General features: G+C 46.7%; 29 protein-coding genes. 25 read left to right on the top strand and 4 right to left on the bottom strand.

Annotated features, from left to right (window positions below; genetic code table 11):
* Window positions 1-20: 20 nt before the first annotated feature.
* The 5 genes from metG to NSQ20_RS21085 all read left to right on the top strand — a co-directional run bounded on the left by metG (window position 21) and on the right by NSQ20_RS21085 (window position 5854).
* Window positions 21-2081, top strand: a complete 2061-nt coding sequence (gene metG / locus NSQ20_RS21105; protein WP_076318961.1) for a methionine--tRNA ligase — start codon at window positions 21-23, stop codon at window positions 2079-2081.
* A gap of 312 nt (window positions 2082-2393) precedes the next feature.
* Window positions 2394-3383 carry a zinc ABC transporter substrate-binding protein gene (locus NSQ20_RS21100; RefSeq protein ID WP_036614909.1) on the top strand — a complete coding sequence of 330 codons (990 nt, stop codon included), beginning with the start codon at window positions 2394-2396 and terminating at the stop codon, window positions 3381-3383.
* A gap of 99 nt (window positions 3384-3482) precedes the next feature.
* Window positions 3483-4241: a metal ABC transporter ATP-binding protein gene (locus NSQ20_RS21095; RefSeq protein WP_036614907.1), complete on the top strand. Its 759-nt coding sequence runs from the start codon at window positions 3483-3485 to the stop codon at window positions 4239-4241.
* A gap of 46 nt (window positions 4242-4287) precedes the next feature.
* On the top strand, window positions 4288-5091 hold the full coding sequence (locus tag NSQ20_RS21090; RefSeq protein WP_017687569.1) for a metal ABC transporter permease: 804 nt from the start codon (window positions 4288-4290) through the stop codon (window positions 5089-5091).
* Window positions 5092-5140: 49 nt separating this feature from the next.
* Window positions 5141-5854, top strand: a complete 714-nt coding sequence (locus tag NSQ20_RS21085; RefSeq protein ID WP_127551282.1) for a cytochrome c biogenesis protein CcdA — start codon at window positions 5141-5143, stop codon at window positions 5852-5854.
* A gap of 147 nt (window positions 5855-6001) precedes the next feature.
* Here the strand turns inward: NSQ20_RS21085 and splB are convergent, their stop codons facing one another.
* Window positions 6002-7072, bottom strand: a complete 1071-nt coding sequence (splB, locus tag NSQ20_RS21080) for a spore photoproduct lyase (protein ID WP_036614416.1) — start codon at window positions 7070-7072, stop codon at window positions 6002-6004.
* Between the two features lie 192 nt (window positions 7073-7264).
* Here splB and mntR point away from each other — a divergent pair, with 192 nt between their 5' ends.
* The 3 genes from mntR (at window position 7265) to NSQ20_RS21065 (ending at window position 10607) form a co-directional block, all read left to right on the top strand.
* A complete protein-coding gene (gene mntR / locus NSQ20_RS21075; protein ID WP_036614415.1) occupies window positions 7265-7693 on the top strand; it encodes a transcriptional regulator MntR in 429 nt (142 codons plus the stop codon).
* A gap of 210 nt (window positions 7694-7903) precedes the next feature.
* Window positions 7904-9514 (top strand): family 10 glycosylhydrolase, encoded by a 1611-nt coding sequence (locus NSQ20_RS21070; protein ID WP_340030813.1) that lies wholly within the window; start codon window positions 7904-7906, stop codon window positions 9512-9514.
* Between the two features lie 91 nt (window positions 9515-9605).
* Window positions 9606-10607 carry a patatin-like phospholipase family protein gene (locus tag NSQ20_RS21065; RefSeq protein WP_340030812.1) on the top strand — a complete coding sequence of 334 codons (1002 nt, stop codon included), beginning with the start codon at window positions 9606-9608 and terminating at the stop codon, window positions 10605-10607.
* A gap of 61 nt (window positions 10608-10668) precedes the next feature.
* Here NSQ20_RS21065 and NSQ20_RS21060 read toward each other — a convergent pair whose 3' ends face one another.
* The gene (locus NSQ20_RS21060) at window positions 10669-11001 is read right to left on the bottom strand and encodes a hypothetical protein (RefSeq protein WP_036674980.1); all 333 of its coding nucleotides are present in this window, start codon (window positions 10999-11001) and stop codon (window positions 10669-10671) included.
* Window positions 11002-11006: 5 nt separating this feature from the next.
* A complete protein-coding gene (locus NSQ20_RS21055) occupies window positions 11007-11999 on the bottom strand; it encodes a DUF1385 domain-containing protein (RefSeq protein ID WP_036614405.1) in 993 nt (330 codons plus the stop codon).
* 213 nt (window positions 12000-12212) lie between these two features.
* On the opposite strand from NSQ20_RS21055, the gene NSQ20_RS21050 reads away from it, so the two are divergent.
* The 5 genes from NSQ20_RS21050 (at window position 12213) to NSQ20_RS21030 (ending at window position 16716) form a co-directional block, all read left to right on the top strand.
* Window positions 12213-12791, top strand: coding sequence for a YqhR family membrane protein (locus NSQ20_RS21050; protein WP_047843627.1), 579 nt, complete (start codon window positions 12213-12215; stop codon window positions 12789-12791).
* A gap of 76 nt (window positions 12792-12867) precedes the next feature.
* Window positions 12868-13311, top strand: coding sequence for a type II 3-dehydroquinate dehydratase (gene aroQ / locus NSQ20_RS21045; RefSeq protein WP_036614400.1), 444 nt, complete (start codon window positions 12868-12870; stop codon window positions 13309-13311).
* Between the two features lie 39 nt (window positions 13312-13350).
* Complete coding sequence (locus NSQ20_RS21040; RefSeq protein WP_036674988.1) at window positions 13351-14424, top strand: Xaa-Pro peptidase family protein; 1074 nt, start codon at window positions 13351-13353, stop codon at window positions 14422-14424.
* A 290-nt stretch (window positions 14425-14714) separates the two neighbouring features.
* Window positions 14715-15272 carry an elongation factor P gene (gene efp / locus NSQ20_RS21035; RefSeq protein ID WP_036614394.1) on the top strand — a complete coding sequence of 186 codons (558 nt, stop codon included), beginning with the start codon at window positions 14715-14717 and terminating at the stop codon, window positions 15270-15272.
* Between the two features lie 190 nt (window positions 15273-15462).
* Entirely contained in the window at window positions 15463-16716 is a 1254-nt protein-coding gene (locus NSQ20_RS21030) for an aspartate kinase (protein WP_036614392.1), read from the top strand.
* Window positions 16717-16802: 86 nt separating this feature from the next.
* Here the strand turns inward: NSQ20_RS21030 and NSQ20_RS21025 are convergent, their stop codons facing one another.
* The gene (locus NSQ20_RS21025) at window positions 16803-17552 is read right to left on the bottom strand and encodes a 2-phosphosulfolactate phosphatase (protein ID WP_047843624.1); all 750 of its coding nucleotides are present in this window, start codon (window positions 17550-17552) and stop codon (window positions 16803-16805) included.
* Between the two features lie 263 nt (window positions 17553-17815).
* On the opposite strand from NSQ20_RS21025, the gene spoIIIAA reads away from it, so the two are divergent.
* The 12 genes from spoIIIAA (at window position 17816) to amaP (ending at window position 26926) form a co-directional block, all read left to right on the top strand.
* The gene (gene spoIIIAA, locus NSQ20_RS21020) at window positions 17816-18820 is read left to right on the top strand and encodes a stage III sporulation protein AA (protein ID WP_036674989.1); all 1005 of its coding nucleotides are present in this window, start codon (window positions 17816-17818) and stop codon (window positions 18818-18820) included.
* Entirely contained in the window at window positions 18813-19331 is a 519-nt protein-coding gene (gene spoIIIAB, locus NSQ20_RS21015) for a stage III sporulation protein SpoIIIAB (RefSeq protein ID WP_036674991.1), read from the top strand. Before spoIIIAA ends, spoIIIAB begins: the two co-directional genes overlap by 8 nt.
* A 29-nt stretch (window positions 19332-19360) precedes the next feature.
* Entirely contained in the window at window positions 19361-19564 is a 204-nt protein-coding gene (gene spoIIIAC, locus NSQ20_RS21010) for a stage III sporulation protein AC (protein WP_017687585.1), read from the top strand.
* Between the two features lie 31 nt (window positions 19565-19595).
* Window positions 19596-19985: a stage III sporulation protein AD gene (gene spoIIIAD, locus NSQ20_RS21005; protein ID WP_017687586.1), complete on the top strand. Its 390-nt coding sequence runs from the start codon at window positions 19596-19598 to the stop codon at window positions 19983-19985.
* Between the two features lie 20 nt (window positions 19986-20005).
* Window positions 20006-21196, top strand: coding sequence for a stage III sporulation protein AE (spoIIIAE, locus tag NSQ20_RS21000; RefSeq protein ID WP_036674993.1), 1191 nt, complete (start codon window positions 20006-20008; stop codon window positions 21194-21196).
* Between the two features lie 31 nt (window positions 21197-21227).
* The gene (gene spoIIIAF / locus NSQ20_RS20995) at window positions 21228-22058 is read left to right on the top strand and encodes a stage III sporulation protein AF (RefSeq protein ID WP_036674995.1); all 831 of its coding nucleotides are present in this window, start codon (window positions 21228-21230) and stop codon (window positions 22056-22058) included.
* A 15-nt stretch (window positions 22059-22073) separates the two neighbouring features.
* A complete protein-coding gene (spoIIIAG, locus tag NSQ20_RS20990; protein ID WP_036614381.1) occupies window positions 22074-22712 on the top strand; it encodes a stage III sporulation protein AG in 639 nt (212 codons plus the stop codon).
* Window positions 22713-22778: 66 nt separating this feature from the next.
* Window positions 22779-23609 (top strand): SpoIIIAH-like family protein, encoded by an 831-nt coding sequence (locus NSQ20_RS20985; RefSeq protein WP_036674997.1) that lies wholly within the window; start codon window positions 22779-22781, stop codon window positions 23607-23609.
* A gap of 139 nt (window positions 23610-23748) precedes the next feature.
* Window positions 23749-24213, top strand: coding sequence for an acetyl-CoA carboxylase biotin carboxyl carrier protein (accB, locus tag NSQ20_RS20980; protein WP_036614903.1), 465 nt, complete (start codon window positions 23749-23751; stop codon window positions 24211-24213).
* 55 nt (window positions 24214-24268) lie between these two features.
* Window positions 24269-25612, top strand: coding sequence for an acetyl-CoA carboxylase biotin carboxylase subunit (gene accC, locus NSQ20_RS20975; RefSeq protein ID WP_036614375.1), 1344 nt, complete (start codon window positions 24269-24271; stop codon window positions 25610-25612).
* 217 nt (window positions 25613-25829) lie between these two features.
* Window positions 25830-26240 carry an Asp23/Gls24 family envelope stress response protein gene (locus NSQ20_RS20970; protein ID WP_017687593.1) on the top strand — a complete coding sequence of 137 codons (411 nt, stop codon included), beginning with the start codon at window positions 25830-25832 and terminating at the stop codon, window positions 26238-26240.
* A 146-nt stretch (window positions 26241-26386) separates the two neighbouring features.
* Entirely contained in the window at window positions 26387-26926 is a 540-nt protein-coding gene (gene amaP, locus NSQ20_RS20965) for an alkaline shock response membrane anchor protein AmaP (RefSeq protein ID WP_017687594.1), read from the top strand.
* Window positions 26927-26933: the final 7 nt, after the last annotated feature.

Genomic DNA, 26933 nt, shown 5'->3' with positions numbered 1-26933 from the left:
GTTTTGGACGAAGGGATCACATGAAGCAGGAACATTTGAAGGAGGAGAAGTCATTCATGGCTGACCAAAAAACATTTTATCTGACAACCCCGATTTATTATCCGAGTGACAAATTGCATATTGGGCATGCGTATACAACTGTGGCGGGAGATGCGATGGTTCGTTACAAGCGTCTACGCGGTTATGATGCTCATTATCTGACAGGAACCGATGAACATGGCCAGAAGATTGAGCGCAAGGCACAAGAGAAAGGACAAACACCGCAAGCTTTTATCGACGATATCGTTGTGGGGATCAAGGAACTGTGGAACAAGTTGGACATTTCCAATGACGACTTTATCCGTACAACCGAAGAGCGTCACAAAACCATTGTTCAGGATATCTTTGACCGTTTGCTGAAACAGGGAGATATCTACAAAGGTGAGTACGAAGGCTGGTACAGCATTCCGGATGAGACGTATTACACAGAGACTCAACTGGTGGATGTAGAGAAAAATGAGAAGGGTGAGATTATCTCGGCCAAGAGCCCGGATAGCGGACACCCGGTTGAATTGGTCAAAGAAGAATCTTACTTCTTCCGTATGAGCAAATATGCAGATCGTTTGTTGAAATATTATGAAGAGAACCCGGGCTTTATTCAGCCGGAATCCCGTAAGAACGAGATGATCAACAACTTCATCAAGCCAGGTCTTGAAGATTTGGCCGTATCGCGGACTACATTTGAATGGGGCGTCAAAGTTAAAGACGATCCAAAACACGTGGTTTATGTGTGGATTGATGCGTTGTCCAACTATATTACAGCACTGGGCTACGGTTCATCCGATGCATCCCTGTATAACAAGTTCTGGCCTGCGGATGTTCATCTAGTAGGGAAAGAAATTGTTCGTTTCCATACGATCTACTGGCCAATTATGTTGATGGCGCTGGACTTGCCTTTGCCGAAGAAAGTGTTTGCACATGGCTGGTTGTTGATGAAGGACGGCAAGATGTCCAAATCAAAAGGCAATGTCGTTGATCCAGTGACTCTGATTGACCGTTACGGTCTCGATGCACTGCGTTATTACCTGCTGCGTGAAGTACCGTTTGGTTCCGATGGTACCTTTACACCAGAGAGCTTCGTAGAACGTGTTAACTCCGACCTCGCAAACGATCTGGGTAACTTGTTGAACCGTACCGTTGCCATGGTAGACAAATATTTTGAAGGCAAAGCCCCTGCGTTTGCATCGAATGTAACGGAATTTGATGCTTCGCTGGAAGAAGCAGGCCATGCTACGGTGGAAAAAGTGGAACAGGCGATGGAAAACCTGCAGTTTTCCGTAGCACTGACAGCGATCAGCCAGTTTGTCAGCCGCACCAACAAATATATTGACGAGACGCAGCCATGGGCGCTGGCTCGTGATGAAGCAAAACGTGATGAATTGGCATCCGTTATGGCTCACCTGATCGAAAGCTTGCGAATTGCTTCGATTCTGTTGCAACCGTTCCTGACACGTGCTCCTCATAAAATCTGGGCACAGCTCGGCATTCAGGAAGGTGAACTTACGGCTTGGGATACAGCCAAGCAATGGGGTCTGGTTCCAGCTGGAAACGCATTGCAAAAAGGTGATCCAATCTTCCCGCGTTTGGATTCCGAACAGGAAATTGCTTATATCTCCGAAGCAATGACTGGTGGCCAAAAAGCGGCACAGCCTGAAGTAAGTCAAGCAAATGCTGGAGCTTCAGCAGCTGTTGAACCTGTAACTGCACCTGAAGGTACCGAAGAGATCGGTATTGACGATTTTGCCAAAGTTGAACTGCGTGTCGCGCAAGTCATTGCCTGCGAACCGGTCAAAAAAGCGGATAAGTTGCTGAAATTGCAGCTCGATCTGGGTTATGAGCAGCGCCAGGTTGTATCTGGAATTGCGAAGTTCTATTCGCCAGAAGAGATGGTTGGACGCAAAGTCATCTGTGTGACCAACCTCAAACCGGTGAAACTTCGTGGTGAACTGTCTCAGGGAATGATCCTTGCAGCATCGCATGGCGACCAGCTTACACTTGCTACAGTACCAGACAACATGCCTAATGGCGCACAAGTGAAATAAGAATTTAGTTATGAAATTGATTCAAATTCTGTCATAAAAATGACTCAAGGTGGCCCGATGTAATTCGGGCCCCTTTTTTTGTTGATATAAATCGCATCTTAAGGGAAGAGAACAAGCATATACTGTTATGAACTCCGTACTTCAGGAAAGAATGAATAGGACGGGATAGCTTGACAAGTAGGTTCAGGTTACCTATAATTCTTTCAGTAATGTTTACGATTAAGAGATGCGGAGTGAATCATAATGACATTTTATAAAGTGCAACATCAAGCTCAGGATAACCGGATAGGGAAGACGAGCAAAAGAGGCAACATGAAGTTACTGTGGACGGGTTTGCTTATTCTCACTTTGCTGGTATTGTCAGCGTGTGGGCAGGATAGTTCCAATAATGCGAAGATTGTGGAAGGCAAGGTAAACGTTGTGACGACATTTTATCCTGTATATGCTTTTACGACTGCAATTGGTGGTGAGGATGCCAATGTTATTAACCTGCTGCCAACGGGAGTAGAGCCACATGACTGGACTCCGAAGAGTCAGGATATCGTTAATACGTCCAAGGCACAGCTGTTTCTCTATAATGGAGCTGGACTGGAAGGATGGGTTCCGAATTTCCTGAAGTCGCTGAATAGCGATACACAGGTGAAGTCTGTTGCCGTCAGTGAAGGTGTTAAGCTGTTAACTGCTGAGGGTGATGATGGGCACGGTCACGGCGAAGAGCACGAAGACGAGCATGCAGATGAACATACTGATGAGGCTGCAAGTGAAGATGTCGCTGATCATCATATTGATCCACATACGTGGGTTAGTCCGAAATCAGCCATGATCATGGCTGAAAACATCAAAAATAGTCTGGTCGAGGCAGATCCTGATCACAAAGCAGGTTACGAACAACGTTATGAAGAGCTTCGTACCAAGCTTGAGACGCTGGATCAGCGTTTTACAGATGAATTGGCTAACGTACCAAACAACGAAATTGTTGTCTCGCACCAAGCGTTTGGCTACCTTGCACGTGATTATGGATTAACCCAGCATGCCATTATGGGACTTTCCCCGGATGCTGAACCGACAGGACAGGATATTGTGAAGCTTGCGAAACTCGTTAAAGATGAAGGCATTAAATACATTTTCTTCGAAGAGCTGGTATCTGACAAATTGGCGAAAACATTGGCAAGTGAAGCAGGAGTGGAGACCATGGTCCTTAATCCGGTTGAGGGATTGACCAAGGAGCAGGCAACAAACGGGGATGATTATTTCACCCTCATGGAGAAAAATTTGCAAAATCTGCTGATCGCATTAAAATAAGATATAATGAAGAATTCAGAGCGAAGAGTCTTTACCGTTCACGGTGAAGGCTCTTAGGACGCTATGGGATTCTTATATATAATGAAGGGCGGCTTTGCCATGCAGCAAATCATGCCACTATGTCATGATCCAATTATAGAGATCGAGAAACTATCATTTTCCTATGGGGACCAGCGAGTGATTGAGAATCTCGATTTTATGGCCCAGGAACGGGACTTTGTCGGGATTATCGGTTCCAATGGGGCTGGTAAAACGACATTGCTGCGCATGCTGGTAGGACTTCTTCCTCCTGCGCAGGGAGATATCAAACTATTCGGACAGTCGATCCGGAGGTTCAAGGACTGGGACCGAATCGGGTATGTGCCTCAAAAGAATGCATTTAACCCGTTGTTCCCTGCGACCGTTCGTGAAGTGGTCATGTCAGGCTTGTATAATAACAAAAACATGTTCCGTCGTATGTCTCGCAAATGTCAGCAACAGTGCACGGATGCGATGCAGGTCATGCGGATCGAGGATCTGGCGAACAAACGTATTGGTCAATTGTCCGGCGGACAGCAGCAGCGTGTATTTTTGGCACGAGCGCTTATCAATCACCCGGATCTGTTGATTCTGGATGAACCTACCGTAGGTATTGATGCTGAATCACAGGCCAGTTTCTTTGAACTGATTACCCATATGCATGAACATCACCGAATGACTTTTCTAATGGTGTCTCATGATATGGATCGGATGGAGAGTTATCTGGGCTCTGAAGCTGTGGTAACGAATGGAAAAATTAATTTTCATGTCCGTCATTCGCATGAGGTACAGGATTGTGCTGAGACCAATCTGCAACATACCACTGCACAGGTACGCTAGCCGTATTCCATTAGATTAGAGTAAGGCCGAAGGAGTCGTGTTTGTTTTGGAAATATTAATGAGTGATTTTTTTCAGCGTGCCCTGGCGGGTGGGTTGTTAATTGGCATTACCGCTCCGTTAATCGGACTGTTCCTGGTCTTACGGCGGTTATCCATGATTGGAGACACCTTGTCTCATGTGACCATTGCCGGTGTTGCACTTGGATTCCTGATTGAAGTGTATCCCATTGCGGTAGGCTTGATATTTGCCGTGCTTGCTTCATTTGCGATAGAGAAATTGCGCAAAGCGTACAAGAGTTACGCCGAATTATCGATTGCCATTATCATGTCCGGTGGCGTGGCCCTTGCTTCCTTGTTCTTCACGCTGGGCAAAGGATATAATGCAGATGTCATGAGTTATTTGTTCGGCAGTATATATACGTTAGACGCTACGGATCTGAAGCTTGTAGGTGTGGTTACGCTGATCGTGGTGATTGTAGTGGCATTGTTACATAAGGAATTTTTCCTGCTCAGCTTTGAGGAAGATGCGGCAGCGGTTACAGGGTTGCCTGTGAGAATTCTGAACATGTTGATCACTGTGATGACAGCACTTGTCATAAGCACGGCGATCAAGATTGTCGGTGCGCTTCTGGTGTCAGCGCTATTGACGATTCCGGTAGCAGTCAGCCTGTTGATGGCCCGAAGTTTCAAATCCGCTATTATTTTGTCCGTGGTGATTGGCGAAATTGCCGTAGTCCTTGGACTGGTTGTAGCAGGTATCTGGAACCTCGCACCTGGAGCAACGATTGTATTATTGCTGATCATGATGCTGATTCTGACGATGATTGGAAAAAAAGGGTTCCGAGCCTGACGACTGAACGAGAAAGCACGTGAGCCCGGGGAAGGGAGACATCCGCTTCATGCCTGATGTTAATGTATGGATGGCTTTTGTAGCAGGTTTAGTCTCATTTATATCACCATGTTGTCTTCCGCTGTATCCATCATACCTCTCCTACATTACAGGTATGACGGTGCAACAATTGAAGGATGACCGCAATCAGCGCGAAGTCCGCTTTAAGACCATGACGCATACGCTGGCGTTTATTTTAGGCTTCTCGGCTGTATTTTATTCGCTTGGCCTGGGTGCTGGACTGTTTGGCCAATTTTTCAATGATAACCGAGAACTGATTCGGCAATTGTCTGCGATTTTGATTATGCTTATGGGGTTATTTTTGCTTGGTGTGTTCAAGCCACAGTTTCTGATGAAGGAACGCAAGCTGGATATGAAATGGAAACCAGCAGGCTATCTGGGCTCTTTTATATTTGGCATCGGTTTCTCGGCAGGCTGGTCGCCCTGTATTGGCCCCATTCTGGCAACAATCATTGCGATGGCTGCAAGTGAGCCCACAACCTGGCTGGCGCTGATTACAGGTTATACGGCAGGGTTTGCAATCCCGTTTTTCATTTTGGCGTTTTTCATCGGTTCAACACGCTGGATCTTACGGTATTCCAATGTCATGATGAAAGTTGGGGGAGCATTAATGTTGTTCCTTGGTATATTGCTTTTTACAGATCAGATGACGAAGATTACGATCTGGTTGCAGCAGATTACACCAGACTGGATGATTATTTAAACGGATGAACTCAATTTGAATTTAAAAATGCATGACAAAGCAGGCTACATGTTACCAGAGTCAATCTGGGTCATGTAACCTGCTTTTTAATCGTTTGTTAGGAATGCTGTTTAACTGCATATAATTTTGGGCAATCCTGTTGTTCGTTTAGGTGAAGTAATCGATACTGGCTAGTGGGAAATGTTCAAAGATTCGTTCCGTAATGAATTCGCGCAGTGCATCTTGCTGGTCATCCTTATACACATACTTGTACTGACCCCAGCGGCCCCATTTCATCTTACGTTTCTCGATATCCATCTCCAGCTTGGTTTTAGGATAACGTTTCTCAATGGTTGCTTTGGCCGTTTTGGTAAAACGGTGCTGGATCATCTCAAAGGTAAGGTCCTTGGTTGCTTCCTCTGGAAGCGTATCTGCCAGCTTCTGCAACAGATCCGAGTATCCTTCTTCCCAGCCTTCATACCACATGATCGGAGCGATAATGAATCCCAGGGGATAACCGGCGTGTGCAATTTTGCCAGCAGCTTCAATGCGTTCCTCAAATCTGGAGGTAGCCGGTTCAAAGTTTTTGATGACATAATCCGAATTGACACTAAACCGGATACGGGTGTGGCCGTTATGTTTAAGGTTCAGCAACGGATCAACGTGATGATATTTGGTTACAAATCGCAAGCGCCCATATTCTTCTTCCGCCATAAAACGAATCAGGTCACTTAAATTCTCCGTGATATGCTCGAGTCCTACGGGATCAGACGTACAGGCAGCTTCAAATCGTGTAATTTCAGGCGCGCGTTCTTCAATGTATCCTTTGGCAGCCTGAATGATCTCCTCGGTATTGACATAGACACGGACATAAGGTTTCGCACCAAGTGTAGTTTGAAGATAACAATAATGGCAGTGCCCCATACAGCCTGTAGAGATGGGAATGGCATATTCCGCTGAAGGTTTCGACTGGTCAAACTTGAGTGTTTTGCGCACACCAACGACCAGAGTACGTTTTGCCATCCGATATTTTTCTTGTTCGGTTTCACCCGGCAAGTTTGTGATTCGGTTATGGGATGTGGTCATCTGATAAGGTATGTTTTTGGATGTCACCCATTCCATAATCCGTTTGCCCTTATCATATTCCAACGCACCGGGTTCAAAATACACCAAATCGGGAATAAAGGGTTTAGTACCTTTTGCTTTACGAACTGGCGGTGAGGCTACACTTGTACTCACGAAATCACTCCTTTCGATGCGGAACTTTGCTTAGTTTGCCTCATTTGGGGAGAAGTCACGCCTGCCAATTACTTGTGTAACAGCGCGCTCCGAACTGTACAGGACTTGCCAATGCGTATTGATAACATGTATCATTATAAGATAGGGACCAGGCACGAATAGGGGCCGGTCAGAGAGAAAAGAGGGAAGCAGATGCCAACGCCCAGTATGGAAGATTATTTGGAGCGTATATACAAATTAATTGATGAAAAGGGCTATGCTCGTGTGTCTGATATAGCTGAAGGACTGGAAGTACATCCTTCATCGGTGACGAAGATGATCCAAAAGCTGGACAAAGACGAGTATCTGATCTATGAAAAGTACCGTGGACTGGTGCTTACGCCAAAAGGCAAAAAGATGGGCAAACGTTTGATGGAGCGCCATCATCTGCTTGAACAATTTTTGACAACGATTGGTGTTCAGGAACAAAATATCTACAATGATGTTGAAGGCATTGAACATCATCTGAGCTGGGACTCCATTACATGCATCGAGTCCTTGGTTGAATACTTCCGTCAGGATGAGAGCCGGTTGCGTGACCTCAAAAACCTTCAGGATGTCATGAGTAATACAGAATCTTAAGTTTCAGCAGTGGAATACACATGGTGATATACAACGAATCGTATCCCGTGATTCAAAGGATGCTTCTTGCCGTTTCAATGGCAGGAAGCATTTTTTTGTGTGAAATCACACCATAATTTGGTGATTTTCGCAACTAAACGAACGGTAGGAGCGTCTATTAAACTAGTAGAATTTACCGCAAATTTATAATGATTTTGGAGGACTGCACTAATGAACGTTCGTAAAGGATTGATGCTGCTGCTCATTTTTGTACTTGGATTACAGACAGCAGGTATGACGGCACAAGCGGCCGGGCAGAAGGAAATCGCTATTTTTCTAGACGGCAACCGTTTGGAATCGGATGTATCACCCTACATCTTGCCCAAAGTAAATGTAACGATGGTGCCTCTGCGTGTTATTAGCGAAGGACTGGGTGCGTCTGTTCTATGGTCTCAAGCTACTCGTACCGTGACCATTAAGAAATCCGATTCGGTCATCTCTATGACGAGCGGACGCCAGCAGGCGACGGTGGATAACGCTGTAGTTGGTCTGGATGCATCGGTCGAATTGAAACAGGGTCGGGTCATGGTACCCATTCGATTCGTCAGTGAGAACCTGGGCATTCGAGTGAACTGGAATCAGGCTGCCCAGACCATTGATCTGTACACAGGAGACGAATCAGTCCCAACTCCTGAACCAACTCCGGTAACCCCAGCGGAGCCTGGAGGCACGGGCACTGTACCAGCTTCTGAAGAGATGCGGGGAGCCTGGATTTCCACTGTGAATGGAGACTGGCCTACATCTGGTGCCAAGGGAAATGTAGAGAAGCAAAAACAGGAGTATACGAAACAGCTAGATACGTTGCAAGGTATGGGCATTAATGCCGTATTTGTCCAAGTGAGAGCCAATGGGGATGCCATCTATCCTTCAGGTCTGGTACCTTGGAACAGCGTATTGACAGGAACACAAGGTAAAGATCCAGGTTATGATCCCCTCGCGTTTATGGTTGAGGAAGCACACAAACGGGGCCTGGAGTTCCACGCCTGGTTTAATCCGTTTAGAGCAACGAACTCAGCTAGTACATCAAACTTGGCTGCAAACCATATCTCGAAGCTTCATCCCGACTGGATTGTGAATGCATCCGGCAAAATGTACATTAACCCGGGTATCCCGGAAGCCAGACAGCATATTATCGATACGATCATGGAAGTGGTCAATCAGTATGATATTGATGGTGTACATCTGGATGATTATTTCTATCCGTCCAATGTGACTTTTAATGATGATGCAGCCTTCAAAACTTACAACACATTAAATACTAAAGACCGTGCTGAATGGCGTCGGGACAATATCAATCAGTTCGTTAAGCAGCTCGGGCAGAGCATTCACAGCGTGAAAGCTAACGTTGAATATGGAATTAGTCCATTTGGTGTATGGCGTAATAAATCCCTTGATCTGACAGGCTCTGATACCAAAGCAGGGGTAACCGCGTATGACAGCATGAATGCAGATGTGCGGACATGGATTAATCAGGAGTGGATTGACTATGTTGCCCCTCAGGTATATTGGAGTATGACATTGAACGTAGCCCGATACGACAAAGTCGTGGACTGGTGGGCGAATGAAGTGGCTAACACAAATGTAAAATTGTATATCGGCCACTCGCCTTATAAGTTAGGTACGCCGGAAATTGGCTGGCAGACTTCACAGGAGATCATCGATCAGCTGAATTACAACAAGAAGTATTCTTCGGTTAAAGGGGATATATTCTTCAGTTCACAGTACCTGACGAAGAATCCCCTTGGCTTGATTGCCAAATTAAAAGCCTACTATGGTCTATAAAACATTTTAACAATACAGTGATAAGACAAACCCTTGTTCTCATAGAGTGGCAGTAGAAACGTGGCTGCCTGGAGAACGGGGGTTTTTTGTTATGTTAATTAACGCGGTGTTTGAAGGTGGAGGCGTCAAAGGGATCTCGCTTGCAGGTGCTGTGCAGGGTGCTCAAGACTGCGGCATTCAGTTTAATCGAGTGGCAGGCACATCATCCGGTTCCATTGTAGCTGCTCTGCTAGCGGCTGGTTACAGGGCCGAGGAGATGAAAGTCATTATTGAGAATACCCCCTTTGTTTCATTGCTGCGTCGTTCCCCCATATTTAATACCCGATGGATCGGACCCGCGGCAAGGCTGTTCTTGAAGAAAGGACTATATTCGGGAGAAGCGCTGGAATCATGGATTCGCAAGATGCTTGAGCAGAAAGGGATTCGCACATTCGCTGACCTGCCACAAGGCAAGTTGCTTATTACCGCATCCGATATATCCAATGGGACCATTCTGGTGCTACCAGACGATATTCGACGGTTCGGCATTGACCCTGCGAAGCTGGATGTTGCAAAGGCGGTACGTATGAGTTGCAGTATCCCGTATTTTTTCGATCCGGTAGTCATACGTAAATCACCAGTATTCTCCAAAGGCCTTCCTTTTCAAGATCAGTTTGTGTATGTCGTGGATGGTGGATTGCTTAGCAATTTTCCGTTGTGGCTCTTCGATGGTGATCGTTCGGAACGAGGAGGAGACGTCATTCCGGTTGTTGGATTCAAAATGGTGGGGAAGACGGAAGTAGAACCCGCCCGGATTAAAGGACCGCTAAGCATGCTTCAGGCCCTTGTGGAGACGATGCTCACAGCACATGATGAACGCTACATCGAACAGATTAACCGGTTTCGTACAGTGAAGATACCAACGCTTGGCATTAAACCGACGCAATTTCATTTATCGTTACAGGACAGCACAGCCTTATATCGATCAGGCGCTACCGCAGGGAGCGAATTTTTCAACGGATGGAATACGAAAATGTATGGTGAACAGTTGGACAAACAACGAAAAGAATTGCGCAAGAAACAAGCAGAAGCTCCACCTCTGATTCCTGTATAAACGTGAAAAAAGCAATTCTCCGCATGTTGGGAGAATTGCTTTTTTGGTTGTTCAGTACCTTTTAGTGAAATTTCGGTATATCTTCATCGCTTTTCCCTTTTTGTCCCTGAATCACTTGGAAAGGATAATCCTTGCGTTTCTTTGAAGAGCCGTTGCTCTTTCTGGCACTGGACTGTGCATTGACTTTTGCCATGGTTCGTGCAGATGGCTTAATCTTTGGTGATTTGGTTTTGCTTGCCCAGCGACGAGGCGGATATTTGTACAGCAGGAATACAGCTCCGAACACGACCAGAGGAATAATGATCCTGGATGGACTAGCGTTCCCCAGCCAAGTCAAGACTCCAACAGCAGCTAGTGCGATGAACGTCCAAAATAAGATTGCCTGCTTGTTCATATCATTCACCCTTTCACAGGATCGAGTGTTGCAACAGGTACTTCTGACGTAGCAGAGACATTGGCAAGCTTGGCATCCAACTCACGCATACGGTTAAACGAAGCAATGGATACTTCTACCTGTTCGTTGGTCGGTTCTTTTGTTGTCAGCAATTGAAGCCACAATCCCGGGTATCCGAGATAACGCAGTACAGGAATATCACGTACTGAATTCGTGAGCTTTAACAGTTCAAAAGAAATGCCTAGCACAACTGGCAATAACAATAGACGCTGACCCATCCGTTCCCAGAGGTTATCGTACGTGAAGAGGGAGTATAGAAACACTCCAATAATGACAGTCAACATAATGAAACTGCTTCCGCAGCGGTAGTGCAGTCGGCTGTACTTTTGCACGTTCTCCGGTGTCAGTTCTTCACCAGCTTCATGTGCGCTGATTACTTTGTGTTCCGCTCCATGATACTGGAAGAGACGTTTAATCATCGGCGTCTGTGAGATTAACCACAGATAAGCGAGTAACAGGATCAGCTTAATGCCGCCTTCCAGTAAATTATGCAAAAACTGATTGTCGAATGCATTTTTGAATAGAAAATTCTCGATAACAACAGGAAGCAATGTGAGCACAACTTTACCAAAAAGGAATGAAAGGATGGCAACGGCGGTCACACCAATGATCATGCTAAGGCTCCAGCCCGAACCTTCTTTCTCTTTTTGATTGGCTTTCTCTTCCGGTTCCAGTTCATCATCAGCATAGGCGTCAGCAGAATAATTGAGATGTCTGCTACCTTTGACACTTGAATCTATAATGCTGACAATTCCGCGTAATAAAGGAATCCGCCGCAATTTCGTGACCCAGGACTTGTCTTGCTTGGGAACTTCCAGATACGTAATTTCGCCGTCTTTTCTACGAACAGCTGTAACGTTGACATGTTTCCCACCGAACATTACGCCTTCAATGACAGCTTGCCCCCCATAGCTGACAGGCTTGGATTGTTGAGGCAAATTATTCACCTTCCTATTCTGTTCTAGGCCTTCGCGATCAAAGGCAGTTTAATAACCCTATTGTATCGAATTTTGAGACCAATTTCTAGTTTGTGAGTCAAACCTTGAAGGATGTTGTTAAGATTGTCCTGTTTTGAACATACTACCTCGTAGAATCGGAGCGGAAATTCGAGGCATAATGCGGGATTATCAACTGAATGAAGGAGAATATCGATGACAGAACGTAAGCATGAAGATACATCACAAGATGAAGGTCAACGTCCGAAAGAACGGCAGTCAAAAGACAAGGGCAGGCGCCCTACCCAGAGGCAAGGTCAAGCACACTACTACACCAAGCCATTTTCCTTTGCGTTAGAGCTTGGCTTCTTTGCCGGTTTTATCTGGGGTGGGCTACATTGGCTATTCTATCTGTTGCATTTTACGATTGTACCTGTCGGATTTCTGGCCGAGCCTTTTTTCAAACATGAATATATATATACCGCAGCAGGACATTTGACAGGCTGGCTGTTTTTTATCGTTTTTTCCATCTTGGCATCCTTACTCTACACGTTCACGATTAGAAAACTGAAAGGACCTTTACCCGGCATGGTATATGGAATCGTCTGGTGGCTGATTCTCTTTATACTGGTAGGACCAAAACTGGGGATGATGAAACCTTTGAACGGTTTAACGTGGGATTCAATCATCACGGAACTCTGTTTCTTTTTGCTATGGGGGCTGTTCATTGGTTACACGGTAGCCATGGAGTACACAGACGAACGCAAACGCGAGCCGGAGCAAGCGGGGGCATAGCGCAAAAAAGCTTCTCAATCCGGCAATGCCTGTGTTAAAATAGCAGATGGTTATTTGCAGAGAGGGTGGAGCAGCGATGAAACGAATTATTGTGATCAATGGTCCGAACCTGAACATGCTTGGTGTACGCGAACCGGGCATCTATGGAACGCTTAGTCTGAAGGATATTGAGGACAAAATTCGCAGACAGGCTGATGAAATTGGCGTCTCCATCGCTTTTTATCAATCGAACCATGAAGGGGACATCATTGACCGCATTCATGCAGCGATGGGTGAGGCAGACGGAATAATACTGAATGCCGGAGCATTTACCCATTATAGCTATGCTATACGTGATGCAATCAATGCTGTAAAAGTCCCTACAGTGGAAGTACATCTATCCAACATTCATGCACGCGAAGCGTTCAGACATCATTCAGTGATTGCAGCGGAAACAATCGGGCAGATTGCCGGATTTGGCGAAGTAAGCTATGAACTGGGATTGCTGGCTCTTGTGCGTCATCTGGACAAACAAACCTGAGCCGGGAACCCGGGAATGTGAGAGAAAGAAGGGTTACCGATGGAAAACAAACGAGTAAATAAGTTGCGTGAAGCCATGCGTGAGCATGAACTCACTGCAATGCTGATTACAAACCCGATTAACCGTCGTTATATGACGGGTTTTACAGGCTCGGCGGGATATGTGCTGATTACGGAACAGGATGCATATCTGCTGACTGATTTCCGTTATATGTCACAAGCGCCTCAACAAGCCAAAGGATTCACCGTTGTGGAGCATGGAGCCAAGCCGATGGATACAGTGCGCGAATTGCTGACATCCGCTAATATCAAAGAAGTGGGCTTCGAGCAGGATAGTGTTACATTTGGCACGCATTCCGCTTATGCTGAAGCACTGCAGTCTATTGAACTGAAAGCTGTATCCGGGATCGTGGAACAACTTCGTATGTTCAAGGATGAAGATGAGATCGCGGTCATGCAGAGAGCAGCAGATCTGGCGGATGCCACGTTCAGCCACGTTTTGCAGTTTGCAAAACCAGGTATGACGGAGCGTGAAGTGGATCTGGAGATGGAGTTTTTCATGCGCAAGCATGGAGCAACGTCCTCTTCGTTTGACACCATTGTAGCATCGGGTGAACGTTCTGCTATGCCTCACGGTGTAGCGAGCAGCAAGGTCATCGGACAGAATGAGTTAATTACATTTGACTTTGGTGCACTTTTGGACGGATACTGTTCAGATCTGACACGTACCATTGCAACAGGTACACCTGTACCTGAACTGCGCAAAATTTATGACATTGTACTGGAAGCTCAGTTACATACGCTGGAGAACCTGAAACCGGGCATGACCGGACGGGAAGCAGATGCATTGGCTCGTGATATCATTGCAGGTCACGGATATGGAGATCAATTCGGACACAGCACAGGCCACGGTCTGGGTATGGAAGTTCACGAAGCTCCTCGCTTGTCCAAGCTTAGCGACGATGTATTGAAACCGGGTATGGTTGTTACCGTTGAACCGGGTATATATATTGACGGGCTTGGCGGCGTGCGTATCGAGGATGACGTAGTGATTACCGAGACGGGTATTCATATTCTCACGAAGTCGGACAAGAAGTTCACCGTAATCGGCTAAATTACAGCCACAGGGATATAAGACGATTTTTAATGTGTTATTTAAATTGAAAATAAGAAATTTCACCATAACGAAGAGTGCAGAACCAATCTGAAGAAGCGAAGCGTTCGCCTTTATCACCGGATTTTCCCATTGATAATGGGATCAAAAAAATCTGGGGATAACAGCGATCGGAGGATGGTACTGCACTCGAAGTGAACGAGGTGGTCATTCTTGGGCTCATTTTACATATAACATTAACCCGTCGTCTTATATCACCTACTTTTTAACCATATCAGGAGGGATTTTTTGTGATTTCAGTAAACGATTTTAAAACAGGCTTGACCGTGCAAGTAGATAACGATATCTATACCGTGCTTGATTTCCAACACGTTAAACCAGGTAAAGGCGCTGCCTTTGTACGTTCCAAATTGAAAAACCTGCGTAACGGTAACACCGTTGAAAAAACATTCCGTGCAGGCGAAACGATTGGTCGTGCCATCATCGAAAACCGTGGCGTATCCTACCTGTATGCAAGCGGTACAGAGCACACGTTCATGGATAACGAAACATATGATCAGTTCACATTGACTAGTGAACAACTGGAATGGGAATTGAACTTCCTGAAAGAAAACATGGTCGTTAAGATTGTTAGCTACCAAGGTGAAATTCTCGGAATTGACTTGCCAACAAGCGTTGAGTTGAAAGTCATCGAGACTGAGCCAAGTGTTAAAGGTAACACTGCACAAGGCGCTACCAAAAATGCAAAAGTGGAAACAGGCTTGAACGTACAGGTTCCTTTGTTCATTAACGAAGGTGACGTTCTCCTGATTGACACACGTGAAGGTAAATACTCTTCCCGTGCGTAACTTTCACGGCTTGTAAGCTAAAAAAGGTTATTAACAACCCTTTGCCATTCCTTTGGCAGAGGGTTTTTTCGAAAAAAGATTAGCCTATCAGGCGCTTTCGTAATATACTGGGTTAAAGTCATTTCTCGTAGAGAATAATGACGATGGACATTAATTATGCATACTGCACAAGGTAGGGAGTGGATTTGCGTTGTCATTGTACGTCATGAAATTTGGGGGCAGCTCGGTCGGAGATACAGAACGCATGAAGCGTGTGGCCGGGCGTGTTGTAGAAAAAGCTGATGAAGGACATCGGTGTGTAGTTGTGGTTTCGGCCATGGGGGATACAACAGATGATTTGATTGATCAGGCAAAACAACTGAATAGTGAACTGCCTGCTCGTGAGATGGATATGCTCTTAACGACAGGAGAACAGATTTCGATCTCTTTGTTATCGATGGCTATTCAAGCGCTTGGACGTAAGGCAGTATCGTTTACGGGCTGGCAAGCGGGGTTCCGCACAGAGCCGGTTCACGGAAAAGCACGTATTCATGATATTCAACCTGACCGTGTGAATGCAGCACTTGCCGAGGGCAACATTGTTATTGTTGCAGGCTTCCAGGGCATGACGGAAGACGGCGAGATCACAACGCTCGGTCGTGGTGGTTCGGATACAACAGCTGTAGCGCTGGCGGCAGCGATTAAGGCTGATGCGTGTGAGATCTATACGGATGTAGACGGAATATACTCTACGGACCCGCGGATCGTTAAGGTTGCGCGCAAGCTGAAGGAAATATCGTATGACGAAATGCTGGAACTTGCTAATTTGGGAGCAGCGGTGCTGCATCCGCGTGCAGTAGAGTACGCGAAGCATTCCGGTGTACCTTTAATTGTAAGATCCAGCTTTAACCATAATGAAGGAACGGTTGTGAAGGAGGAAGCAGCAATGGAACAAGGCGTAGTGGTTAGTGGTATTGCCTATGACAAAAACGTGGCTCGCATCAGTATTCTGGGTGTGCCGGATGTACCAGGAGTTCTGGCCGAAGTATTTGGTGCGCTTGCATCCAATCAGCTGGATGTGGACATTATCGTTCAGAGCGGTGTGATGGATGGCAAAGCGGACTTCTCGTTTTCTGTGGCGCTGTCTGATCGTGAGAACGCATTACGTGTCATTGAAGGCCTTCACAGCCGCTTGCCTTACCGTGAAGTTACATCTGAGGAGAACCTCGTTAAAATCTCCATTGTTGGCGCAGGCATGGTCAGTCATCCTGGTGTAGCTGCGAAGATGTTCAAAGTCATTTCGGCTGAAGGCGTGAGTATCAAGATGGTGAGCACTTCCGAGATCAAAGTATCTTGTGTTATTGACGGAGATAAGCTGCATGACGTCATTAAGGCATTGCATACAGCATATGATCTCGACACTGCCGAGCAAGCCGTTATCGGTGGACCTCAAGATCGCAGATAAGTATCTTCAATATATGTAAATTAGCAAAGGTGTACTGTTGCCAACGGGCAGCAGTACACCTTTTTTTGTTTTTCTCATGGCAATTCTCACATCAACTTGAACATCTTTCCGCCGCGTATGCCTCTATAAGGCTGCATGCGGTTCCCCTCCCCCATCTCGGGAACACAATCCAGCAGGTTTAATTGAGAACAATACGAAATATCATGAACCCTGCCTAACTTTTCAAGCCTCCGCCCGCTAACAGACCCCTGCACCAACTCCGGGATGCTCTCCTGACATTGGGATACCGCCTGATGAAGCACTATGCCGAGATCGTTAAGCTGGAGGGGAGAACAGGATTGACGGTGCAGTTCATCGATGATACATCCAGCACACAAGCCGTCCTCCAGAGCAAATTCATCCTGGTTCCCCGCACATAACAGCAATACATCTCGTTGAAGTTCACATAGAGCTGCTGCAACAGCCTGCACATTGAGAAATGAACCAGCAAATACATGTTTCCCCTTGGAAGCCTTGATCAAAGCTCGGGTTCCATCGGTTGTGGTTAGAATGATTGTTTTATCTGCAATGCCTGCAGTCATATATTCATAGGGGGAATTCCCCACTTCGAATCCGGTGATTTTTTTGTCAAAACGCTCCCCGCCTCGAATGCAATCTTTCACTTCCATTTGTTTGGCTTGTGGAACGGTCTCTACGGCAATCACAGCCGAAGCATCATACGCCAGAGCCGTAACGATCGTACTGGTCGTACATAATACATCAATGACAACTGCACTTCGCCCTGCAATATCAATGGTACGTACTTCATTCACATTGCCAACGACATCAACTCGCACTCCCCACAACTCCTTTCTGTATCTGGGGATCGGTAGTTCTGTTTTGAACCGAAATGGAACTTACCTATCTGCAATTACTATATGCATGCACATCTAGACGGGTGCCTAGAACAGAAGGTGCATCTATGGTTTCAACTCTCAACCGTATTCTGAAGAATTGATAGATTTCAGCGTCATAAATTAAATGTACAGGCATAAACTTGAGATATGAACAAGCGCCAGAAGTGTGAACCAAATGATCTCAAGGTTGGAGGAGCCTACTCATGAAGGTGAACTGGAGGGAACTTTTTCCGGAACCGATCCGAACCATTCTTGGAAGAATGCCACCCGCTCTATTGGAACAAGTGGAGGAAGTACGTATTCGAGAAGGCAGACCCCTGGAGATTAATGCAGGCAACACATACCACTTCCTGACACCTCAAGGTTGTCCGACCGGGAATCCTGAAGAAGCGTATGTTCCTCAGAAAGAAGTGACGCACAGGTTGCTGGACCTGATCAGTAACCATTCACTTTATACATTGGAAGAGGAACTGCGCAAAGGGTTCATCACCATACCTGGGGGACATCGAATCGGGCTTGCTGGACGAACGGTACTAAGCGGTGGACGTGTCGAATACCTGCGTGACATCAACGGGTTTAACGTTCGGGTAGCCCGTGAGGTACATGGAGTGGCTGATCGTATCCTTCCTTATCTTCTCGATATGAAGAGCGGACAGGTCCTGCACACGTTGATCCTATCACCACCACAACAAGGGAAAACGACGTTGCTGCGAGATCTGGCGAGACAAATTAGTAGTGGTACAAAGCTTACAGGGGGAACTGAACTGGTTCAGGGAATACGTCCACGTCTGAAAGTGGGCATTGTGGATGAAAGGTCCGAAATCGCTGGTAGCTACAAAGGAGTACCTGGCTTCGACGTAGGTCCCCGAACAGATGTGATGGACGGTTGTCCGAAGGCTGAGGGCATGATGATGATGCTTCGCTCCATGTCGCCCGATGTCCTGATTGTGGACGAGATCGGTCGTCCGGAGGATGCCGAGGCGGTGATGGAAGCCCTGCATGCAGGAGTCTCAGTGATTGCGACTGCGCATGGCCGTGACCTATCGGAGCTGTCGGCCAGACCCGCCCTCAGAACCTTAATTACGGAGCAGATGTTTCAACGTTATGTCCAGCTGCAACGGACGAGCCGGGGCATGACCTTTCGGCTGGCTGATGGCAAAATGCGTGGGTTGCAGCAGACCGGGGCAGGAGGTGAAGCCTTTGGTTAACATGTTTGGTGCGGTAATTATTCTGTTAGCCAGCACCCTCGCCGGATTTTACAAGGCCAGACAGTATGCATTAAGACCGAGACAGTTGCGAGAACTCATTGCAGCCCTCCAGCGACTAATGACGGAGATTAACTATGGGCTCACTCCACTTCCCGATGCCATGGGCAAGATGGGAGCACAGACCAAAGAACCTGTAAAGACGTTGTTTCTTCATGCAGCTACACAGATGGAACCTCCTCATGGACTCACTGCCCGGGAAAGTCTGCAGTCAGGCGTGAATCTGGCGTGGGGAAGATCGGCCATGAAGGCTGACGAGAAGGAAGTGATGCTGCAATTAAGCTTCAGCCTTGGCACAAGTGACCGTCAGGATCAGACCAAACATATATCGTTAGCCATTCAACAACTAATGCATGAGGAATCCCGCGCCCAGGCCGATCAAATGAAATATGAACGAATGAGCCGAAGCCTCGGGATGCTTGTCGGAGCGTTAATCGTCATTCTGATCTTCTGAAATAGCCGGGATAGTGAGGTGCCAAGGTCATGAATCTAGAAGTGAACGCAATCTTTCAAATTGCGGGTATCGGAATCATCATCGCCATGATTCACACGGTACTGAAACAAATGGGAAAGGAAGATATGGCTCACTGGGTGACCGTAATCGGATTTGTCGTTGTATTGTTCATGGTGGTCCGTATGCTGGACAGCCTGCTACAAGAGATCAAATCGATATTTCTTTTTCAATGAAATCGGTCATGAAGCCGGATGGTGGTGACCTGTGGAAATTATCCAAGTTGTAGGTTTGGCGCTCATCGCAACAGTGCTTATTCTGGTCATTAAGGAACAGAAACCGATGTTTGCCTTTCTGATTGCTGCCGCAACCGGCATTGTCATCTTCATGTTGTTGATTGGCAAAATCGGAGCAGTCATCGAAGTGTTGAAGCGGCTTGCCGAGAATTCAGGCATGGAAAGTATTTATCTGAAAACGGTGCTGAAAATTATTGGAATAGCGTACATCGCTGAATTTGGCGCACAGATTGTCAGGGATGCAGGTCAAGAAAGCATTGCGTCCAAGATCGAATTGGCTGGTAAGGTACTGATCCTTGTACTTGCTATACCGATCATCAGCATTATTATCGAAACCGTCATGAAGCTGATGCCGGTGTAGAAAGGGCGTGCGGACTTCATATGAAATCAATGCATCTTAAGCCGCAGTGGCGCCTTACGGTTGTGCTGATGCTCTGTTTTCTGTTTGGTATCCTGGGACAGGTTACTGCAACCTCGCCTTCCGGTGAGTGGATGGAGCAGCAGGCCGATCACCTTCCCAAGGATCAGGTGGAGAAATACTGGGATCAACTGATGCAACAATACGGTGGTTTCTTCCCGGATGGGAAGACCCCTTCCTTCATGGATATGTTAATCCCCGGCAATGAAGGGTTCAGCCTGAAATCGGTGTTTGTAGCGATAGGAACCTTCATGCTGCATGAAATTTTATATAATGGCAAACTTCTGGTCACGATTGTGATGTTAAGTGTACTCAGCATGATTCTGGAGACACTTCAGACCGCATTTGAGAAAAATAATATTAGCAAAATCGCCTATTCCATCTGTTATATGGTCATCATCATTATTGCGATTAACAGCTTCAGTGTGGCGATTGGATATGCTAAGGATGCCATAACCGGCATGATCAACTTCATGATGGCCATGGTTCCCTTGTTATTCACACTGCTTGCGTCCATGGGTAATGTCATCACCGTCTCGGTGACACATCCACTCATCATTTTCATGATTCATCTGGTGAGTACGTTGATTCACTTGCTGGTATTCCCGTTACTCTTCTTCTCAGCTGTTCTGCATCTCGTCAGTTCATTGTCTGACAAGTACAAGCTGACACAGCTGGCAGACCTCCTGCGCAATATTAGTGTGGCACTGCTGGGTATCCTGCTGACGATGTTTTTGGGTGTAATCTCGGTTCAGGGAGCATCGGGCTCCGTAGCGGATGGAGTTAGCCTGAAGGCCGCCAAATACATCGCAGGCAACTTTGTCCCTGTCGTGGGCAGAACATTTGCGGATGCGACGGATACTGTAATTACAGCTTCTTTACTTGTCAAAAATGCAATTGGACTCACCGGAGTGATCATCATTTTGTTTCTATGTGCCTTTCCGGCACTCAAGATTCTGGCTCTTGCCTTGATATACAACGTAACTGGTGCCATTATGCAACCGCTAGGAGACACCCCGATTGTAGGATGCCTCCAGGCCATCGGCAAGAGCATGATCTACGTATTTGCGGCGCTGGCAGCCGTCGGGCTGATGTTTTTCCTGGCCATTACCATCTTGCTGACCGCGGGCAATCTGACTGTCATGATGCGCTGAATGTATGTTGGCAAGAAAGGGGGTGGAAAGGATGGGGTGGCTGAGCAACTGGCTCCAGGAATTGATTATGATCGTTCTGCTGGCGACTTTTGTGGATATGTTGTTGCCCAATCGATCCATGGAACGTTATGTCAAGCTTGTGCTGAGCCTTCTCATCCTGCTGACCCTTTTATCACCCATAACCAAGCTGCTCAAAAGTGATCCGGTTGGCGAACTGAAACGGGCAATGTCTGCAATGGATGCTCCATCGAATGGGAATGCGACACTCGAACAGATATTAGCTCAGGGCAAACGGCTACAATCCAATGAACAGGAACAATCCTTACAATGGACAGCCAAAGAACTGGCTAATGTCATGAAAGGTCAGATTGAAGAAACAACAGGAGCCAAGGTGCGGTCCGTAGAGGTACAGCTGACCATGAGTAAATATGAAACGGAGATGGAAGCTGCCTCATCAGTCGAACTGCCTGTGATCCAGCGTGTGTTGGTCGAGATGGCCGGAGAGGGTGTAGAAGGAGAAGTGAAGGCAGGGCAGCAAGAAGTCGCTGCTAACACACAACCCATATTTGGAACAGACACAGAAGTCGAGAAGGATAAATCACATCAAATACAGCAGCCCATCCAGATCGGTCAGATTGAAGTGCCTGATGTTCAGATTGATGTGAGTAGAGGGCAACGTGATGGAAATGAAGCGTCTTCGGAGCCTGTTATACGTGATCAAGCAGATGAGACGAAGCAGCAAGGTGAGACATCCACAAGGTCCGAACATGCGGTGCAGATTATTACATTGTTGACTGAAAAGTGGGATGTTGATGCAAACAACGTTCAAGTGACAGAACCAAAAAGTGCTGAAGTGCTCTGAGAAGGAGGGTGTCCGATGAAACAATGGTTCAAAAAGATGGAAACCTGGATGGGTGGCGGAGAGGGTGGGGCAAGGCGAAGTCAAACCTTCCGCTGGCTGATTATCCTGGGTTTGATCGGGGTGGGAATCATGCTGTTCAATTCCTTCGTCAATGTCAAAAAAATTGATTCCGAAAATATCGGTCGGGAACCACCGGACCCGGCAACATCCATGGCATCCATACAGAGTGATCCGTCGGAACAGAATCCTTTTCAGGCGATCGAAATTGCATTTGAAGACAAAATCAAAGGTGTGCTGGAAAACATTGTTGGTGTGGGAACGGTTGATGTGATGGTTACCGTGGATTCCACAGAAGAATTGGTCGTTCAGCGGAACGTGAAGGATTCTCAGCAACTTACCGAAGAAACCGATGCTAGCGGGGGCAAACGGCATATGACGCAATATACCCGTGATGGCGAGATTATTACTTACGAAATAGCAGGGGATCAGACACCTATAGTGACCAAAAAGCTCAAACCGCAGATCCGTGGGGTGCTTGTGGTTGCGAGGGGTGCAGAGAACAAGGTTGTGAAGGACCTGATAACCGATGCTGTGGAAAAAGGACTGAATGTGGCAGCCTACCGGATCTCAGTTGTACCGCGCAAACAAGACTAATCTGATGTGTTGAATCACAAGATTCAATTCTCATAAGATTGAAGCCAATTTGAGGAGGAAGTTCTAATGAATAACAAACGTCAAACGGTATGGCTCGTTTCCATGCTGAGTCTGATGGTCATTTTGTCCGCGTATTATCTGTTCACTGAGGATTCCGGTCCAGTCAACGCGCCGGTGGCTGACAGTCAGCAAGTGGATGGAATCAAGCAGGGGGAAGCAAAGGAGACGGCAGGCATTCTTGATCCTACAGAAGGTTTGGTTGTAAATGAAGTGGTGAATAGCGGCGAAGTTGAAAGTGATCCAAGTGCGGCTGGCGCTGTGGAGGAACCATCGGCTACGGAAGGTAAAGAAGCTGGAAATACAGAGAAAACACCTGCTGTCGAACCAGGCGAAAATAAGGGTGAGACAGGCAAAGAAACCAACAAAGAGACCGACAAAGGCGCAACAACTACACCGGAGACAGACGGTCAGGCAGGCGGCACTGCAACCAAGACAGATGAGGAAGTCCTCAAGGAAATGGAAGAGCAGAATACGACAGCATCTGCGAGCAGCCAGTTCCAGAACTACCAGTGGCAACGTGAGGAAAGCAACAATCGTAAGTATGAGGAACTGATGACCGTGGCAGGTGATCTGAGCAAAACGCCAGAGGAGAATGCCAAAGCAACCGAGCAACTCCGTACACTGGAAGAAAAAGAAGCTAAAATCACTGGCATTGAGGAGACGCTCTCTCAACAGTTCGCTAATGCGATCGTTCAAGAAGATGCCGACAAGTATAAAGTTGTGGTCCTCAGTGACAAACTGGATGTAAAACAGGCGGTATCCATTGTAGATCTGGTCATGAAAGAATTGGCGGTTTCACAGAACAAAATCAGCGTGCAATACGTCACAGAACAGTAATCCAAATCATGGAAATGCAGTCCCGGGAGCTGGTTGTACTCTCGGGCTCTTTCCATTTTTAATGATTATGATATAATACATAAAGCCATATGACCGTCCTAGTGAGACTGGCATGATGCCGAAGGAGTGAATAATGGAAATGTTTAAATTGAGTGAAATCAAAGAACTGATTAAACTGGTAGATGAAAGTTCCGTTCAAGAGTTGGAAATTGAAAATGAAGGATCACGGTTATCAATCCGCAAACCGGGCAAAACGGAGTATGTTCAAGCAGCTGCTGTGCAACCGCAAATGATTGCTGCTCCGCAAGTACAGCCGGCAGCAGTGGTAAGTGAAGCTGCACCGCAGGTCGATACTACAAGTCATTTACATAAAATTGTATCTCCGATGGTAGGTACTTTTTACAGAGCTTCCTCGCCGGAAGCGGGTCCTTTTGTGAGCGCTGGTGATAAAGTTGTTGAGAAAACAACGGTATGTATCATCGAAGCTATGAAGCTGATGAACGAGCTTGATGCGGACATCAAGGGAGAAATCGTTGAAGTGCTGGTTGAGAACGGACAGCTGGTCGAGTATGGGCAGCCCCTTTTCCTGGTGAAACCGGAATAACCGTTATAGCTGGTTAACAGCTAACCGCATGAGCTTCGAAGGAGGACAAAACGAAATGAAATTTCAAAAAATACTGATTGCGAACCGTGGAGAGATTGCGGTACGTATTATTCGTGCCTGCCGTGAAATCGGTATCTCAACGGTAGCCGTCTACTCGGAAGCGGACAAGGATTCTCTGCATGTTCGTCTTGCAGATGAGGCTTATTGTATCGGACCGACACTGTCTAAGGACAGTTACCTCAACTTCACAAACCTGATGAGTGTAGCTACGCTGACGGAATGTGATGCAATCCACCCTGGATACGGTTTTTTGGCGGAGAATGCTGATTTTGCGGAAATTTGTGAGTCTTGCAATATTACATTCATCGGGCCTTCACCCGAAGCCATTACCAAAATGGGAGACAAGGCTGTTGCCAAACAGACGATGAAAGATGCAGGAGTACCTGTTATTCCTGGATCAGACGGCCTTGTTGAAAATATGGATGAAGCCATCATGATTGCTAGAGATATCGGATATCCTATCATTATCAAAGCTACTGCTGGTGGCGGAGGTAAGGGAATTCGTATTGCCGAAGATGAAGAAACGCTGATTAAGCAGATTACCGCTGCTCAGCAGGAAGCACAGAAGGCATTTGGCAATGCAGGTGTATATCTGGAGAAATTCCTGACAGGTATGAAACACGTGGAAATTCAGATCATTGCTGATAAACACGGAAATGCAGCACATTTGGGAGAGCGTGATTGCTCGGTTCAGCGTCGTCGCCAGAAATTGGTAGAAGAAGCTCCGTGTCCGATTCTCTCCGAAGATGTGCGCACACTGATGGGTGAAGCTGCGGTACGGGCTGCCCTTGCTGTGGATTACTCGGGAGCGGGTACATTGGAGTTCCTGCTCAGCCCGAATGGCGAGTTCTATTTCATGGAGATGAATACGCGTATTCAGGTAGAGCACCCGGTGACTGAGATGGTTACTGGCGTGGATCTGATCCGTGAGATGATCTCGGTAGCTGAAGGCAACCCACTCTCATTCCGTCAGGAAGACGTGGTTATCAATGGCTGGTCCATTGAATGTCGTATCAATGCAGAAGATCCGGACCGTAACTTTATGCCATCACCAGGCAAAATCGGATTCTACCTTGCACCGGGAGGACCTGGCGTTCGTGTAGATAGTGCTGCTTATCCGGGTTATACCATTTCACCTTTCTATGACTCCATGATCGCAAAATTGATCGTGTGGGGAGCGAATCGTGAAGAGGCGATTGCCAAGATGAAACGTGCGCTTGGGGAATTTGCGATTGAAGGCATATCTACAACTATTCCTTTCCATCAGAAATTGCTGGAGCACCCAACGTTCATTCGCGGTGACTTTGATATCAAATTTCTTGAGGAAAACGAGATTTAAAAGGTATATTGGGCTTGTTTGTCATAATGTAGCCCAAATGATATAGTATGAATAATAAGAGCGCATGTCTCCTGCAAAGGATAAGCCCGCACCTCGCGGATGTTTGCAGGAGTTCCGGTAAAGCCGGACCGGAAGGGTTCTGAAGGTTGATTAACCTGAGTCCAGCGCCCTGACGGATGGCCGCAAACTTATCTCGCGAAAGGTGTGTTGAACAGTTATGAGTACACTACCGACTGAATTTGAACGAACGGATATCGGTGAAATCCAGATCGCACCTGAAGTTATTGAAGTGATTGCTGGATTGGCGACCCTTGAAGTGAAAGGTGTTGCAGGCATGAGTGGCGGATTCGCTGGCGGATTTGCTGAATTGCTTGGTCGCAAAAACCTTTCCAAAGGCGTTAAAGTTGAAGTGGGCCAACGTGAAGCTGCAGTTGATGTTTCCGTAATTATCGAGTACGGATACCGTCTGCCACAAGTAGCTACGGAGATTCAACAGAACGTGAAACGTTCCATCGAGAACATGACAGGATTGAATGTGAATGAAGTGAATGTGCACATTCATGACGTTCAGTTCAAGAGCACCGAGAAAGTGGAAGAGATCGACCTGAACAGTCAGCGCGTAAAATAAAAGAAGACAGATTCCCCCGGCATCATCTGCCGGGGGTTATCCCGTCTTGGACAGGTCTTCATTATAGCGAAAGCTAAATGAGGATCTGATTTTTTGCTAGTGAACAGGTTAAGTCATGTTAGTGAGCAAGGGAGGCTGTGCAGTTCGTGGCTAAAATACTGGATCGGCTTCTGTTGTTTATATACAGCATAAGCGTTGGAGCAATATCGGCAGCCGTCATTCTTCTGATTAGCGGTGTGCTGCCTTACGAATTGAATTACCAGCAGGAACAGAACGTTATTGTTGCGTCGGTTATTGCAGCAGCGATTTTGTTTATCCTGAGTTTGCGATTTTTCTACATCTCGGTTCGGCGTGAGCGTGCATCGTTGCCGTCTGTAGATCAACGTACTGAGTTTGGTGATGTACAGATTTCGATGGAGACGATTGAGAATCTCTGTTTGAAGGCAACTTCCCGTTTCCGGGGAGTACGTGATGTCAAGGCACGCATACGTGTGGTTGAGTCAGGACTGGAGATTATGATCCGTGCAGTAGTGGATGGTGAGACACCTATTCCTGCGCTGACTTCTGATCTGCAAAAGGCGATACATGATCATGTGCAAGAGATTACGGGCATCCCGGTTTCTTTTGTCACGGTGTATATCGCTAATGTAACCCAGTCGCCTAACTACAAGAGTCGAGTGGAATGAGGTGAGT

The sequence above is a fragment of the Paenibacillus sp. FSL K6-1122 genome (genome assembly GCF_037977015.1).
GTDB classification, from domain to species: Bacteria; Bacillota; Bacilli; order Paenibacillales; family Paenibacillaceae; genus Paenibacillus; species Paenibacillus amylolyticus.
The sequence above is the reverse complement of the archived record's forward strand: the minus strand, read 5'-3'. Positions and strand labels throughout refer to the sequence as shown.